Origin of the sequence: Bradyrhizobium sp. USDA 223, assembly GCF_044909005.1 — a bacterium.
GTDB lineage: Bacteria > Pseudomonadota > Alphaproteobacteria > Rhizobiales > Xanthobacteraceae > Bradyrhizobium > Bradyrhizobium yuanmingense.
Genome location: NZ_JBIYDR010000001.1, coordinates 887,965 through 902,564, shown reverse-complemented (window position 1 = coordinate 902,564; position 14,600 = coordinate 887,965). Strand labels below are relative to the sequence as shown.

The following is a 14,600-nucleotide window of genomic DNA, read 5'->3' as shown; positions in this document are numbered from 1 at the left end:
TCGTCAGGTTGAAGGATCGTGGTCATCTTGTCCATCGGCTGGCTGGCTCGGGTTCCCCGAGGCGCACACGCCCCGGGGTACCGTTTCGTCGACGCGAGGCCTACGGCCTATTGCGAGGCGACCTGCTTGCCCTGCTCCTTGAAGACCTTGGTCCAGTCCTTGACGAGGAGATCGAGCGCCTGCTGCGCCGTGCCCTTGTCGGCGACGACGTAGTCATGCACACGCTTCTGCATGTCGAGCAGCAACTGGGCGTAGGATGGCTCGGCCCAGAAGTCCTTGACGATGCCCATCGACTCCAGGAACTGAGGCGCGAACGCCGCGCTTTTCGGGAAGTTTGGTGCGTCGACCACGGCCTTCAGCGCCGAGTAGCCACCCAGCTGCCACCACTTCTGCTGCACGGCGGGCTGCGCGAACCATTTGATGTAGGCGAGCGCGTCGTCCTTGCGGTCGGAGGTCGCGACCACCGAGATCCCCTGCCCGCCAAGCTGAGTGAAGTGTCCGTTCGGCCCGGACGGGTTGACGAAGAAGCCTATTCTGTCGCCGCCGACATTCGGATCCTTGTAGAGGCCGGGAAAGAAGGCGAACCAGTTCATCTGCATCGCCACCTGACCGGACTTGAAGGCGTCGAGCCCCTCCTGCATGTAGGCGTTGGTCATGCCCGGCGCCGTGCAGCACTTATAGAGCTCCTTGTAGAACTCGAGCCCCTTGGCGGCGTCGGCCGAATTGACGACGCCCTGCATCTGGTACGGCTTCTTGGGATTGTCGTAGCTGAAGCCGTAATTGTAGAGCACGTTGGTCACGCCCATGGTGATGCCTTCGGAGCCGCGCTCGGTGAAGATGTAGGCGCCATAGACCTTCTTGCCGTCGATCTCGCGGCCCTGGAAGAACTGCGCGATCTGCTTCAACTCGTCATAGGTCCTCGGCGGCGCCAGATCGCGGCCGTACTTCGCCTTGAACGCCGATTGGATATCCGGGCGCGAGAACCAGTCCTTGCGATAGGTCCAGCCGACCGCATCCGCCATGGCCGGCAGCGCCCAATAGTTCGGCGAGTTCTTCGGCCACTGCGAATAGCCGACGACCGTCGCCGGGACGAAGTCGTCCATCGATATCTTCTCCTTGCCGAAGAAATCGTTGAGCTTCACGTACCACTTGTTCTCGGCCGCGCCGCCGATCCACTGACTGTCGCCGATAATCAGGTCGCAGAGCTTGCCGTGGGAGTTGAGCTCATTGAGGAAGCGATCGGCATAGCTCGTCCACGGGACGAACTCGTATTTCATCTCGATGCCGGATTGCTTGGTGAAGTCCTTGCCGAGCTCGACCAGCGCGTTGGCTGGATCCCATGCCGCCCAGCACAGCGTGAGCTGCTTACCTTGGGCCGCAGCTTCGCCTCCGCCAAATCCCCCCAGCAGGGCCACCCCAAGAACCGTGGTGGCCGCCGAGCCTCTCAACCAATTGAATGTCCGCATATCCGTTTCCTCTCTCGTTGAAGCATCTGACCCGCTTGGCGCGTCCTGCCGGAACGACGCCAAGACCCTGAAACCGAGTTTGAGGAACGATGAGTGAAGGACGAGACGGGCCGCTTCCGGAGATGGCTCCGGAATGGCTTGGGCTCCTCCCACACATCGGCCCGATGCGTGATGTTTAGTTTTTTGTAACACTAAACGTATTACTAAATTTCGGAGATCGTCAAGCCTCGTTTGTCGCGAGTCCGGCGAAAGACCCGCGGCGCTGGCGCGCAAGCGGGATGTTCGCAGTCGCAGCGAAAATGCCGGAAGATCTTGCCGAATGCGATCGCCGATGTCGCCCGGCAGGAGAATCCAGCCCACCCGAACAACAGGAGAGCAGGAAGGTCGGCCATAGCCGCGTGTTTAGCAAACTACTTTACTGAATGTTCAATGAAGCGGGCGCGAGGAGCCGCCTAATCGTCCGAAAGCTGACGATGCCGCTCCGTTCGGACTAGTAGAGCCTCGTACGGTATCCTTCTTCCATCGTCTTCTCGGCCTCTTCGACCGCGATGGCGACAGTCTGCTCGGCGATGATCCGGCCGAGCGTCGGGAAACTGTTGCGCTCGACCTGAGCAGCCGGATTCCAGAGCTTCGAGCGCATCAGCGCCTTGCCACAATGAAAATAGGTTTCCTCGACATGGATCTTCAGCCCGATGATTGGGACCACGTTCTGCACCGCGAGCGGCGTCAACAGCTCGGCATCCTGCGAGATCTCGGCGCGGCCATTGACGCGCAGGGTCTCGTTGATCCCCGGCACCAGGAAGATCAGGCCGATGCCGGGGGAAGCGATGATATTGCCGAAGGTGTCGACGCGGTTGTTGCCGCGCCGGTCCGGGATCAGCAGCGTCTTGTCGTCGAGCACGGCGACGAAGCCCGGCGCATCGCCGCGCGGGCTTGCGTCGGCATGACCGTTGCCGTCGCTGGTGGCAAGGACGAGGAACGGGGAGAGCGCGATGAAGTCGCGACAGAACCTGTCGAGATGGCTGAGGACCTTCTTCTCGGCGAGCGGGCTGAGCTGCCCGAAATGCGCGCGCAGATCCTCTAGCGTCTTGACCGGCGGCTTGCCGCCTGCACCCTGGCTGTCCATTCGCGAACCTCCCTCTTTGCGGTGAGTTTCTTCTTTCGGCTAATTGGCCTCGATGCCGCACCAGCTCGCGGTGAACAGCGCAAGCGCCTTGGTGACGCGCTTGACCGAGGCGAGATCGACGCGCTCGTTGAAGCCGTGCGCGCCTTCCATTGTGGCGCCGAAGCAAAACGCAGGCACGCCGAAATCGAGACCATAGAAGCGCGCATCGGTCAGTGCGGTTGATGAGAAGCTGGTCAGCTTGCGGCCGAACACATGCTCGTAGACCGGAGCGAGAACCGCCTCGCTTTCCTGAATCTCCGTCGCCTCGTAGCCCGGCGACAGGAAGCCGGACCAGACGATCTCCGGCGGATTGTTGGCGAGGAATGGATGCGAGCGCGCCGCCTTGGCGACGAAATCCACGATCTCGGCCTGGGCGTCGGCGATCTTCCAGCCGGGCAGCACACCAATGCGGCAATCGACATCGCACCAGGCGGGCACGCTGGAGGCCCAGTCACCGCCCTTGATGATTCCAGGATTGAAGTTGAGCGGATGCTCGACCGATTTGAACGAGGGGTGCGTCTTGGCGCGCTCGTTCCATTCGGCCTCGAGACCTTCGAGCTTCTGGATCAGGTGGATTGCAGCCTTGATCGCATTTGAGCCGGTGCCGGCTCGTGCGACATGGACTGGTATCCCGCGCACTTTCAGGCGGAACCAGATCACGCCGACCTGGGCACGCATCAGCTTCTCGTCGGTCGGTTCGGGCAGGATGCAGACATCTGCACGATAGCCGCGCTGAAGTGTGGAGAGCGCGCCGAGACCGGTGCTCTCCTCCTCGATCACCGATTGCAGGTGGATGCGGCCCTTGGGCCTGTAGCCCGCGGCCTTGATCGCATCGAGCGCGTAGAGCGCCGAGATGGTACCGGACTTCATGTCGCCGGCGCCGCGACCATAGAGCCAACCGTTCTCGACCACCGGCTGAAACGGTGGCCGCTCCCACATGTCGAGCGGACCTGCCGGCACGACGTCGCAATGGCCCTGAAGGATCAGTGAGCGGCCCTCTTCCCTGGCCGGCCGGAAGGTGCCGACGACGGAGCGGGCACGCGAGAAATCGGTCTCGACCGGACCGTAGCCCGGCAGCGCCTTCAGATCGTCCTGGTTGATGACCCAGTCATCGACCTCGTAGCCGCGATCGCGCAACAGCTTTGCGAACATGTCCTGACAGGGCGCCTCCGCCGCGCGCGTGCTCGGGATCGCCGTGAACGCGATCGTGGTGTCGATCTGCTCGTCGAAGGCGGCATCCACAGCGGCCTCGATGCGCTCGCGCGCGCCGGCTGGAAGGGGACGGCTGTCGGTCATGAATTCATCCTTGCTGTCGCTAGTGTGCCGGTCACGCTGGCAAAGCCCGGCTGGTCAAAGAAATCGCGGCCCGGGATCGCATCGAGCAGGTCGCGTGTGTAGGCGGCTTGAGGGGCCGTGAAAACGTCCGCGGTCGCGCCCTCTTCAACGATGCGCCCCTTCTGGAGCACGATGACGCGGTCGGCGATCTCGGCGGCGATCCGCAGGTCGTGGGTGATGAAGATCATGGCGAGCTTCATCTCCTGACGGAGCTCGGCAAGCAGCGCCAGCACCTGAGCCTGGACGGAAACGTCAAGCGCCGACACGGCTTCGTCGGCGATGAGCACGCGCGGCTTGAGTGCCAGTGCGCGCGCAATACAGATGCGCTGGCGCTGGCCCCCAGAGAATTCGTGGGGGTAACGATCGGCGGCGACGGCGTTGAGGCCAACTCGCACCAGCAGCTTCCTCGCCTGCTCCATCGCTTCCGTGCGCGACGTGCCAAAGGCCATCGGTCCGCGCGCAATGGCATCGCCGACCTTCTGGCGCGGATCGAGGCTCGCAAACGGATCCTGGAACACGATCTGGAGCTGTTTTCGCGCCTGGCGGAGCGCCTCGCCGCGGAGCTGGCGCAGATCCTGGCCGTTGAAGCGGATGACACCGCCATCCGGCTCGGTCAGACGCATGATCATGCGCCCGAGCGTCGACTTGCCGGACCCGGATTCGCCGACGACGGCGAGCGTCTCGCCCTCGTACAAGGTCAGCGAGATGCCGTCGGCCGCGACGACCTCGCGCGGCGGCTGCAACAGGCCGCGCTTGACCCGGAATGTCTTCTCAAGACCGATGACTTCGAGCAGCGGTGTAGGATGGACCGCGGTGCGGCGGATCTCGTCGAGCCGCGCCTTCGGCACGGCATCGATCAACTCGCGGGTGTAGTCAGCCTTAGGACTGCGCAGGACTTCCTCGACCGTCCCCTGCTCCACCACCTTGCCGTGACGAAGCACCACGACGCGGTCGGCGACATCGGCAACGACGCCAAAATCATGGGTGATCAACAGCACGCCCATGCCGCGGTCGCGTCGGAGATCGTCGATCAGGCGCAGGATCTGACGCTGGGTGGTGACGTCGAGCGCTGTGGTCGGCTCGTCAGCGACCAGGAGCGCCGGACGGTTGGCCATCGCCATCGCGATCATGACGCGCTGGCGCTGGCCGCCGGACAGTTCGAACGGATAGCTCTTCTCAAGCAGCTTTGGATTTGGCAGGCCGACCTGCGTCAGGAGCTGCTGCACGCGTTCGTGCACCTCGATTGTCGACGGCATCGGCTTCTGATGGGTGAGGATCATCTCCTCGATCTGCCTGCCAACCCGCTTGAGCGGGTTCAGCGAGGACAACGGCTCCTGAAAGATCATCGCGGCTTCGCCCCCGCGCAGGCGGCGCAGCGCCTGCCGGTCGAGCTTTGCCGGATCTTGTCCTGCGACAGTCACGGCGCCCGCGGCAATATTGACGCCCTTCGGCAGCAGCGACAGCACCGCATGGGCGATCATCGACTTGCCCGAGCCGGACTCGCCGACGAGACAGACGACCTCGTTGGGCTTGACCTCGAAGGAGACGTTCTCGACCGCGAACGGGCGATCGCCGCCTTCGGGCAGCGCGATCGAGAGCCCCTCGACCGACAGAACGGGTGCCTTGGCTTGCACGGCCTCGCTCATGACCGGCGCCTCGATACACGCGGATTGAGCACATCGGAGAGACCTTCGCCGAACAGGTTGATGGCAAGCACCGTGATGAGGATCGCGAGCCCCGGAAACACGCTCATCCACCAGGCATTACGGATGACGGTGCGGCCGGCTCCGATCATGAAACCCCAGGACATCAGATTGGGATCGCCAAGGCCCATGAAGGACAACGCGCTTTCGAGTAGGATGGCGGTGGCGACCGTCAGGGAGGTCACGACCAGGATCGGCGAGATCGCATTGGGCAGGATATGGCCGAGCACGATCTGCAAGGTGCTCTCGCCCTGGCACAGCGCGGCTTCGACGAACTCACGATTGCGCAGGCGCAGGAACTCGGCGCGGGTGAGCCGCGCCAGCGGCGGCCAGCTCACGGCGCCGATGGTCAGGATGATCGTCAGCAGCGACGGGTTGAAGGTCGCGACCAAGAGGATCGCGAGCACGAAAGCGGGGATGGTCTGAAACAGCTCGGTCACCCGCATCAGCACGAGATCGACCTTGCTGCCGAAATAGCCGGAGATTGCGCCGATCGTGACGCCGATCACCATAGCCGCCATGGCCGAGGCGATGCCGATGACGAGCGACACGCGGGCACCATAGGCAACACCGGCCGCAACGTCGCGGCCGAGCGTGTCGCCGCCGAGCAGCAGGCCGTCCTCGCCGGGCGGCGTGAACGGCGCGCTGACCATTTCCCAGGGCGAGACCGGAAAGACGATGGGCGCGATGAGCGCGATGACGACCACGACAAGCAGCACGACGAGGCCGACCATGCCGCTAGGATGACGCAGGAAGGCGCGAGCCGCATCCATCACGCAGCTCCTGTCGTCATGCGGGGATCGATCAGCCTGTAGATCAGATCGGTCAGCAGATTGAGCACGATGACCACGATTGACAGAATGAGAAAAATGCCGAGCAGCACGGGATAATCACGCTGGAGCAGCGCATCGAAGGTCAGCCGGCCGAGGCCCGGCCAGGCGAACACCGTCTCGATGACCACGGCGCCGCCGACCAGCGCGCCGGCCTGCATGCCGGCCACGGTGACGACGGGCACCAGCGCGTTGCGCAGCATGTGGCCGACCACAATGCTGGGCCCGGACAGGCCCTTGGCGCGCGCGGTCTTGATGAAGTCCTGCTGGGCGACCTCGATGATCGAGGACCGCATCAGCCGGGCATAGATCGCGAGATAGATAGCCGCCAGCGAGGTCACCGGCATGATCATGTGCTTGGCGATGTCGAGCACATGCTCCAGCGGCGAGAGCTTCACGTTGATGGTCTCGTAACCGAACGGCGGCAGCCAGCCGAGTGTCACGGAGAAGACCAGCACCAGCATCAGCCCCAGCCAGAACACCGGCGTCGCATAAAGCACCAGCGACAGCACGGTGAAAACCGTATCGAGCACGCTGCCCGCCGCCAGCCCCGCGAGCGCGCCGAGGGTCGTGCCGATCAGCAGCGCGAGGCAGAAGGCCGTCACCGTCAACAGCAGCGTCGCCGGCAGCCGTTCCAGGATGAGATCGACCACCGCGCGGCGCTGGCGGTAGGAATAGCCGAGGTCGAGCCTGACGACGCGGCCGAGATAGCTTGCCAGCTGCACCGCGTAGGGCTTGTCGAGCCCATATTCCTTGCGCAGATCTTCCAGCAGCTTCGGATCGGACGCGCCGGATTGGCCGGCCATGACCTGGGCGGGATCGCCAGGGGCGGCCCGCACCAGCACGAAGTTGAAAGTGGCGATGACGAGGATGACGGCGAGGAGCTGGGCAATCCGGCTCAGTGCCATCAGCCCGATCGTCGCCGCGCTGCCGAGACGGATCACGATTTGTAGACCGACCCGAAAGTTTCGTGCGAGCCGATGCCGGTCGACACGATGTTCTTGAACGCCTTGTCGTAGATGATGGGATATTCGAGCTCCAGCGTCCAGGCGACCGGCACGTCCTCGACCAGGATCTGCTGCACCTTGGAATATAGCTCCAGTCGCTTGGCCTCGTCGAGCGTGACGGCGGCCTCGTCGAACAGCCTGTCGACCTCAGGGTTGGAATAACCTTCGGTGTTCGAGAACAGGATGCCTTTCTTGATGTTCGACGACACGTAAGTGCGGGAGACGCCGAGCGCGGGATCGCCGAGCTGGTAGAGCAGGTTTTGGGTCATCTCATAGTCCCAGTTGCCGACCTTCTCGGCCCAGCCGGCCATGTCGGTGCCGACGAGAACGAGATCGATGCCGACGCGGGCAAAGCTCTGGCGGAAGAACTCGCCGGCGCGCTGATAGGATTCGCCGTAAGGCGGCACGATGTATTTGATCTCAGCGCGCTTGCCGTTGGTGTCGGGCTTGAGCCCCATCTCATCGAGCAGCGCCTTGGCCTTGTCGATCGAATAGTCGTAGCGCTTGACCTTGCCGTCGTAGAATTTCGTCTTGGACGAGATCGGGCCGGTCGCGACCTTGGCGCTGCCGAAATAGACCCGCTTGGCGAGCGCGTCGCGGTCGATCAGGTGCATCACCGCCTGCCGGAAGCGCTTGTCGTTCATCGGCGCGATACGGTTGTTCATCTCGAGCCACTGGTGCGGCGCGAAATACTCATAGCCCTTGGTGGTGACTTCGAGGTTCTTCTGCGCCTTGAATCGCTGCACGTCGAAGAACTCGACGTCGGTCCATTGCGCGAGTTGCACCGTGCCGTTCTCCAGCGCCAGCGCGCGTGATGCCGAATCCGGGATGATGCGGTAGATGATCTCATCCAGGTACGGCTGGTCCTTCAGATAGTATCCTTCATGGCGCACCAGATGGACATGCGAGCCGCGCACCCATTCCTTCAGCTTGAATGGGCCGGTGCCGATCGCCTTGTCGTTCAGCGGGTTCTTGCGGTAGTCGGTGCCTTCATAGATGTGCTTTGGCACGATCGGCGCCGAGGTGCAGTCAAAGCAGCCGAGGAACGGCGCAAAGGGCTGCTTCAGCTTGAACACGACGGTGAGCGGATCGGGCGCCTCGGCCGAAGCGACGCGCGCAAAATTCTGCCGCGCGCGCGGATGCGTCTCCGTCAACACCTTCATGCAGCTGAACACGACGTCCTCGGACGTCATCGGCTTGCCGTCGTGGAAGGTGATGTTGGGAAACAGCTTGAACGTATAGGTCAGCCCGTCCGGCGAAATCTCCCAGGACTGCGCCATGCCCGGCATCGGCTTGAGGTCAGCGCTATATTTGAGAAGACTCTCGTAGATCTTGCCGCCGAGCGTCAGCGTCGGCTGTTGCTGGTTGAAGGCGGTGACCAGCAGCGGCGGCTCGGGCTGGATGATGGTGTTGAGTGTTCCACCGCGGGTCTGGCCGGCCGATCGCGTGATGCCGAAGGGGATAGCGGCGCCGGCGGCCAGCATGGCCTGGGTGAATTCGCGTCTGTTCATCGAGCTCTCCGTGTCGCATATCGGCGTGAGAAGGACCTTGCCAGACGCCGTATTCGGCTTTGACGAATCTGACCGGCGCGAGCATTGTTGCCAAACGCCCTGTCCCGCGCTACCTGATCGGGGACAAGAACCATCGCGATCGGGCCATATCTGGCCCGGAAGATGCATAAGAGCCTTGCAGAAAAGGACTTGGATCGGGAGTTCACGACACGTGAAAGTCGTAGCGCGGCGAGATGTGACTGGCGAATTGCGAACCTGCAGCAAACAGGAGGGCCCCGCAGCGGCCGCCAACTATGCCGGACAACTTCAGACGATCGCGCGGCCGGTCGCCGCGATGACCGCAACTTATCCGAACGAGAGCACCAGCACGCGGCACGCGCATCGGCGCGACCAGTTCATCCTGCAGATCACCGGCGTCACGGCGATGATGACCGAGCGCGGTCATTTCGTGGTTCCACCCGGGCATGGTTTATGGATTCCGGCCGGCGTTGTACATCAGTCGCGCGCCTGGGGTGAAGTCGAGGCCCAGACGATCTATGTCACGCCTGATCGCCGACGAGGAACGTCGGAGACGTGCCGCCTGATTCGCGCATCCTCGCTCGTCGAAGCCCTGATGGACGAGGCGGTGCGGATGCCGCAGACCTACGACCAGGACGGACGCGACGGCAAGCTTCTCGAACTCCTGCTCGCCGAGATCTCACACATGCCGGAGGTGACGCTTCACGTGCAGGTGCCACCGGACCCCCGCCTTGCGGCGATCTGTAAGGCAGTGCTTGGCGACCCCTCCTCGGACCTCACGCTCGACGACTGGGCAGACAAATGCAGCCTCAGCCGGCGAACGCTGACGAGGCTGTTCCGCCGCGAGACCGGTCAGAGCTTTTCAGTGTGGCGACAACGCGTGCGGCTCCTGGAAGCTTTGGCACGCCTGGGCGCAGGCGAACCCGTCACATGCGTAGCGCTGGACGTGGGCTATGACAGCCCGAGCGCATTCGCCGCCATGTTCAAGCGCGAGCTGGGCGCTGCACCGCGGCATTATCTTCGCTGGACAGATCAAGAAGTCGTGCTGCGCTAGTCGCTAGCGACGACGTCGGTTCGTCAAGATGAAAGCCGCGCTGAGACAGCCATCTTGTAGTAATGGTGGTCGCGCCAGCGTGTGCGTTCGCCGGTAGCGGGGACCATCTTGCAGCAGAACCATGATGTGTCATCGCGTGCTGAAGCGTACAGGCGCCGTGATGGATCGCCTGGCGCCCTGCCGGAGTTGCCGGCGAGGTACGGAGCACCAGCGCGATCACCTCTCGGTCGAGTTCAGCTGAGCCTGCCGAACGGGCGAGGCTTGCGGAGAGCACATTGCCTCGAGGTCGTGCACTCCGTAGACGATGTCGTCCGATTGATCCATAGTATTGCAATCGAACGACTTGTGTTGCGCCTTCGCGTGCTCGCCGGACGCGGCGTCGAACCGCTGAAACAGCGTCCGGTGGTTCGGCGACATCGGGGGCAGAATGATGAGGCTTTTCCGGCGAATGCGATGGTGTCGGAGCGGAAGTCGGTCGAGGAGGCTACGATGTTCGTCGGACTTGAGAAATAGCGGCGCGCGGCGGGCTGGAGGTACAGCAGTGATATGCGCCATGGTCCGACACGCAATTGTGCTGGCGGCGGCTTTTGCCGCTGCCTTGACACCTGCCACATGCTTCGGCGAAAGCAGCAAGCCGCTGCCCGCCAAGGCGACGCAGGAATTGCCGGCCGAGCTGCTCGCGCTGCTCGAACAGAAGAAGATGCCGAAATATTCCCCTATCCTTGTGCGTCTCTTCAAGGACGAGGCAGAGCTCGAAGTCTGGAAGCAGGACACGGCCGGCCGTTTCCAATTGCTGAAGACCTATCCGATCTGCCGGTGGTCGGGCGATCTCGGGCCGAAATTGTACGAGGGCGACCGACAGGCTCCGGAAGGGTTTTATACAGTTACGCCTGAGTTGATGAACCCCAACTCCAATTTCTATCTCTCGATCAACCTCGGCTATCCGAACAGCTTCGACAGGGCAAACAAGCGAAACGGCAGCTTCCTCATGATCCACGGCGACTGCTGGTCGAGCGGTTGCTATGCCATGACGGACGAACAGATCAGCGAGATCTATTCGCTGGCGCGTGACTCATTCCGCGGCGGCCGAACATCGTTCCAGGTCCAAGCCTACCCGTTCCGCCTGACACCGGTGAATCTGGCGCGCCATCGAAACAATCCCAACCTGCCCTTCTGGGAAATGCTCAAGGTCGGCAACGATCATTTCGAGACGACACAACTCGAACCCAAAGTGGATGTGTGTAACCGCCGCTATGTGTTCGATGCGCAACCTTCCCCGAATTCGCCGCACCCTCTCGTGTTCAATCCGATCGAGAAATGCCCTCCCTTTGTCGTCAATCCGGAAATCGCGCGAAGGGCGCTGGAAAAACGGCGCGCCGACGAGCGCGCGTACGCGCAATTGCTTGAAGACAACGTGCCAGTTGCCCCGATCTACAGCGGATTGGACGGCGGAATGAACAAGGCTTTTCTCGCACGGTATCCGGGCAGGGTGACGCTTGCGAAAGTGATGCCATATGCATCCTACCTGCCGCAATTGCCACCGATCCCCTGGACCGACAATGATGGTTCGTTGACGAGCAAATGGTTTGGTACCTGGTCCTCCAGATCGTCTGTGTGTGATACGGCGCGTGCCGGCTTCCCATCGCGCCAGTGCTGAACACCTGTTGCGACTCAACAGTCCAGAGTGCTGTCGCGCTCCCATTGGGTCAGATGGCGTGCGTAGTCGTTCCACTCCTCATACTTCAGCTTGAGATAGGCGGGTACGAACTCCCCGAGATGATCCCGCAGCACGCTTGAGTGTTCGAGCGCTCGCAAGGCATCGAGCAGATTCATCGGGAGCCGCTTGGCCGAGGTCACGGTGTGCCCCTCGGTATACATGTTGATGTCGAGTCGCTTTCCGGGATCTCGCTTGTTGCTGAGGTCGTCGAGCCCGGCGGATAGAACCGCGGCCTGCAGCAGGTAGGGATTGGCAGCACCGTCGGCGAGCCGCAGCTCGAAACGGCCGGCCTCGGGACTTCGCATCAAGTGGGTTCGGTTGTTTCCAGTGTAGGTGACCGAGTTCGGCGCCCAGGTCGCGCCCGAGACCGTTCGCGGCGCGTTGATCTTCGCAATCTTGCGCGTCGAGCGACCCGCTGATTAAGAGACAGCGACGGGTAATGAACAATCAATCATTTACTGGTCGCACCACGGGCTTATCCGACCGAACATGGGCATTCGTCGCACCATCATTCTCTTCAAAGTGCCGCCACAGTTGCAAAGCCGTGCTCCGCGGCCTCGAGTGCAACGGCGATGTCGGCCTCGGTATGGGCGGCGCAGAGGAACATGTTGTGCTTGGGATGGAAGTAGACACCTCTTGCAAGCATCGCGCTGCAAAACGCCGAACCTTTCCGATAGTCCGGGTCCCCTTCAAACAAAAGCGTCGGCATTTGCACTGGCCCCGATTGACGGATTGAAAGTCCGAACTGATGGGAGCGCGTCTCGAGGCCATCACGCAGCGTTTGTCCGAGCTGCCCGAGGCGGGTCGGAACATCGTCCCTGCGTACTATCTTCAATGTCGCGACGGCAGCAGCCATGGCGACGGCGCCGGCCCAGAATGACCCCGTGACAAAGACCTGGGATGCAGCACGACGCAGCCAATCGGCTCCGGTCACAGCCGCCAGGGCATAACCATTGGCGATCGCCTTGCTCCAGGCGGACAAGTCGGGCCGGACACCAAGGCCTTCCCAGCTACCCGCGGCATTCAGGCGGAAGCCGGCGCGAACTTCGTCGATGAGCAGCGCGGCGCCCTTGCTGTCACAGATGCGACGCGCCGCACGGGCGAACTCTACGGTGGGAAGTTCCTGGTCGACCCCGAGATCGTGGCGGAAAGCCGAAATCAGAATTCCGGCAAGATCATCACCCGCCGCGTTGGCCGCCGCCTCAAGGCTCTCGACGTCGTTGAATGTGAAGTATGCGAGATGGGCGCGATCCTCCGCGGTCACACCGAGAAGCGACGGTGAGCACCACGGCACGGCACCATGATAGGCGCCCTTGGCGGCGAGGATCTTTCGCCGACCCGTTGCAGCCCTTGCGATCGTGACGCACGTCGTCGTCGCATCGGTGCCGTTCTTCTGAAACTGCGTCCAATCGGCATGTGCCACCATATCGACGACAAGCTCGGCCAACTCGACCATGACTTCCGCCGGACCATTGAGGCAGTCGCCGTCACGCCGCTGACGCTCGGCGGCCTCCTCCACCTCGGGATGGTGATGACCGAGCAGGTTGGGACCCCAGCTGCACATGAAGTCCACGTAGCGGTGACCATCAACATCCCAGAGCACGCCGCCCTCGCCGCGGCTGAAGAACTGCGGATACGTCTCGGGCAACTTGGCCGCGTGGAGATGTCCCCACATCCCGCCTGGCACGACCTTCTTGGCGCGCGCCCGCAGGGCAGCATCCCTTGTCCTGATCAATTCCGGCATGCCTTCTTCTCCTTTAGTTTTGATATATCATATATTATGTTCTCGGTTACAAGGGGATTGTTGCTTTGCCTGACCCGGGCCGTCGAACCTCGGCTGGCGGAGCCCGACTTCGAGCTGACGAATTTGGGTCTCGGGAGGACCTTGAAGTTTCTGTCGTAGAAGAAGCGCAGACGGTCGGCGCGCAAGAACGATCTCCTATATTATATATGAAATGGATTCGAACCCGTGTCGGCGCGGATAGCCGAAACGGCCCAGACCTTTCGGGGACCGAGAATGGTTGACGTTGAACAGAGACCTGGCGAGGGCGGCGTGGGCCCGGTGGCTCGCGACAGCCTGACAAGCCTGGTTTACAACAATCTGCGCCAGGCGCTGATGGAAGGCCGGTTCTGGCCGGGCCATCGCTTCAAGATCCGTGACCTTGCTGCGACCATGAACGTGTCGGAGACGCCCATTCGCGAAGCCCTGATGCAGCTCGTGCGCGGCCGCGCGCTCGAGATGCAGGCGGGACGCTCGATTATGGTCGCCCACATGACGGCCAAGCAGTATATCGAGCTCAGGACCGTCAGGCTGTTTCTCGAGGGACTTGCCGCCGAGCACGCAACCACGCGCATCTCGGAAGCCGATATCGACAGGATGGAGGCCACTCACCGCGAGCTGATCAGCGCGGAGAAGGAGCATAGATGGTCCGACGCCGTTCGCGCCAACTGGCAATTCCACCGCGGTCTCTATGATGGATCGGGGCTTCCCGAAGTGCTCGCCATCCTCGACGATATCTGGATGCGGAACGGACCCCTGTTGAATTTCCATTACCCGCACGCCCCCCCGACCTATCCCAACGAACACCAACATCTGTCGGTTCTCAAGAATCTGCGGCAGCGCCGGCCGGACAAGGTTCGCGAGTCGATCCAGGCCGACATGATGGAGGGTGGCCAGAATCTCGTCCGGTTACTGGAAAAGCATGGCGGTACGCGCTTCATGACTCCCGAGACGGCCGTCGACGACGACGTCGAGATTGAAGCGACGAAGACGCGCGCCGCGCCAGCTGCCAAG

Annotated in this window: 10 protein-coding genes and 2 pseudogenes; 3 read left to right on the top strand and 9 right to left on the bottom strand. The window is 62.5% G+C overall.

Translation table 11 applies throughout. The annotated features are described in order from the left end of the window. Positions 1–107: 107 nt before the first annotated feature. The 7 genes from ABIA40_RS03695 to ABIA40_RS03665 form a co-directional block, all read right to left on the bottom strand. Positions 108–1,466 carry an ABC transporter substrate-binding protein gene (locus tag ABIA40_RS03695; RefSeq protein ID WP_404539177.1) on the bottom strand — a complete coding sequence of 453 codons (1,359 nt, stop codon included), beginning with the start codon at positions 1,464–1,466 and terminating at the stop codon, positions 108–110. 490 nt (positions 1,467–1,956) lie between these two features. Then, a complete protein-coding gene (locus ABIA40_RS03690; protein ID WP_271544035.1) occupies positions 1,957–2,592 on the bottom strand; it encodes a pyridoxamine 5'-phosphate oxidase family protein in 636 nt (211 codons plus the stop codon). Positions 2,593–2,631: 39 nt separating this feature from the next. Beyond that, entirely contained in the window at positions 2,632–3,927 is a 1,296-nt protein-coding gene (locus ABIA40_RS03685; RefSeq protein ID WP_109142916.1) for an ArgE/DapE family deacylase, read from the bottom strand. Further along, on the bottom strand, positions 3,924–5,612 hold the full coding sequence (locus ABIA40_RS03680; RefSeq protein ID WP_404539173.1) for a dipeptide ABC transporter ATP-binding protein: 1,689 nt from the start codon (positions 5,610–5,612) through the stop codon (positions 3,924–3,926). The genes ABIA40_RS03685 and ABIA40_RS03680 overlap by 4 nt, the downstream gene beginning before the upstream one ends. Beyond that, positions 5,609–6,442, bottom strand: a complete 834-nt coding sequence (locus tag ABIA40_RS03675; RefSeq protein ID WP_271544031.1) for an ABC transporter permease — start codon at positions 6,440–6,442, stop codon at positions 5,609–5,611. The genes ABIA40_RS03680 and ABIA40_RS03675 overlap by 4 nt, the downstream gene beginning before the upstream one ends. Further along, the gene (locus tag ABIA40_RS03670; protein ID WP_271544029.1) at positions 6,442–7,443 is read right to left on the bottom strand and encodes an ABC transporter permease; all 1,002 of its coding nucleotides are present in this window, start codon (positions 7,441–7,443) and stop codon (positions 6,442–6,444) included. Before ABIA40_RS03670 ends, ABIA40_RS03675 begins: the two co-directional genes overlap by 1 nt. Then, the gene (locus ABIA40_RS03665; protein WP_271544027.1) at positions 7,440–9,017 is read right to left on the bottom strand and encodes an ABC transporter substrate-binding protein; all 1,578 of its coding nucleotides are present in this window, start codon (positions 9,015–9,017) and stop codon (positions 7,440–7,442) included. The genes ABIA40_RS03670 and ABIA40_RS03665 overlap by 4 nt, the downstream gene beginning before the upstream one ends. Positions 9,018–9,228: 211 nt before the next feature. Between ABIA40_RS03665 and ABIA40_RS03660 the strand changes: the two genes are divergently transcribed. Together ABIA40_RS03660 and ABIA40_RS03655 are read left to right on the top strand one after the other, a co-directional pair. Next, positions 9,229–10,089: a helix-turn-helix domain-containing protein gene (locus ABIA40_RS03660; RefSeq protein ID WP_057026658.1), complete on the top strand. Its 861-nt coding sequence runs from the start codon at positions 9,229–9,231 to the stop codon at positions 10,087–10,089. A 553-nt stretch (positions 10,090–10,642) separates the two neighbouring features. Then, the gene (locus ABIA40_RS03655) at positions 10,643–11,746 is read left to right on the top strand and encodes a L,D-transpeptidase family protein (RefSeq protein WP_404539168.1); all 1,104 of its coding nucleotides are present in this window, start codon (positions 10,643–10,645) and stop codon (positions 11,744–11,746) included. Positions 11,747–11,760: 14 nt separating this feature from the next. Here ABIA40_RS03655 and ABIA40_RS03650 read toward each other — a convergent pair. Then, positions 11,761–12,195: pseudogene (locus ABIA40_RS03650) on the bottom strand (type III glutamate--ammonia ligase); the annotation flags it as partial. A 128-nt stretch (positions 12,196–12,323) separates the two neighbouring features. Then, a complete protein-coding gene (locus tag ABIA40_RS03645) occupies positions 12,324–13,550 on the bottom strand; it encodes an aminotransferase class III-fold pyridoxal phosphate-dependent enzyme (protein WP_404539165.1) in 1,227 nt (408 codons plus the stop codon). A 273-nt stretch (positions 13,551–13,823) separates the two neighbouring features. Here ABIA40_RS03645 and ABIA40_RS03640 point away from each other — a divergent pair. Next, positions 13,824–14,528 (top strand): annotated as a pseudogene (locus ABIA40_RS03640) (GntR family transcriptional regulator); the annotation flags it as partial. Between the last annotated feature and the right edge of the window lie 72 nt (positions 14,529–14,600).

What these genes read in the sequence shown, in the direction of transcription:
- ABIA40_RS03645 (WP_404539165.1), bottom strand. Translation starts at nt 13,550, where the DNA reads ATGCCGGAATTGATCAGGACAAGGGATGCTGCCCTGCGGGCGCGCGCC.
- ABIA40_RS03685 (WP_109142916.1), bottom strand. Translation starts at nt 3,927, where the DNA reads ATGACCGACAGCCGTCCCCTTCCAGCCGGCGCGCGCGAGCGCATCGAG.
- ABIA40_RS03695 (WP_404539177.1), bottom strand. Translation starts at nt 1,466, where the DNA reads ATGCGGACATTCAATTGGTTGAGAGGCTCGGCGGCCACCACGGTTCTT.
- ABIA40_RS03665 (WP_271544027.1), bottom strand. Translation starts at nt 9,017, where the DNA reads ATGAACAGACGCGAATTCACCCAGGCCATGCTGGCCGCCGGCGCCGCT.
- ABIA40_RS03690 (WP_271544035.1), bottom strand. Translation starts at nt 2,592, where the DNA reads ATGGACAGCCAGGGTGCAGGCGGCAAGCCGCCGGTCAAGACGCTAGAG.
- ABIA40_RS03655 (WP_404539168.1), top strand. Translation starts at nt 10,643, where the DNA reads ATGGTCCGACACGCAATTGTGCTGGCGGCGGCTTTTGCCGCTGCCTTG.
- ABIA40_RS03675 (WP_271544031.1), bottom strand. Translation starts at nt 6,442, where the DNA reads ATGGATGCGGCTCGCGCCTTCCTGCGTCATCCTAGCGGCATGGTCGGC.
- ABIA40_RS03680 (WP_404539173.1), bottom strand. Translation starts at nt 5,612, where the DNA reads ATGAGCGAGGCCGTGCAAGCCAAGGCACCCGTTCTGTCGGTCGAGGGG.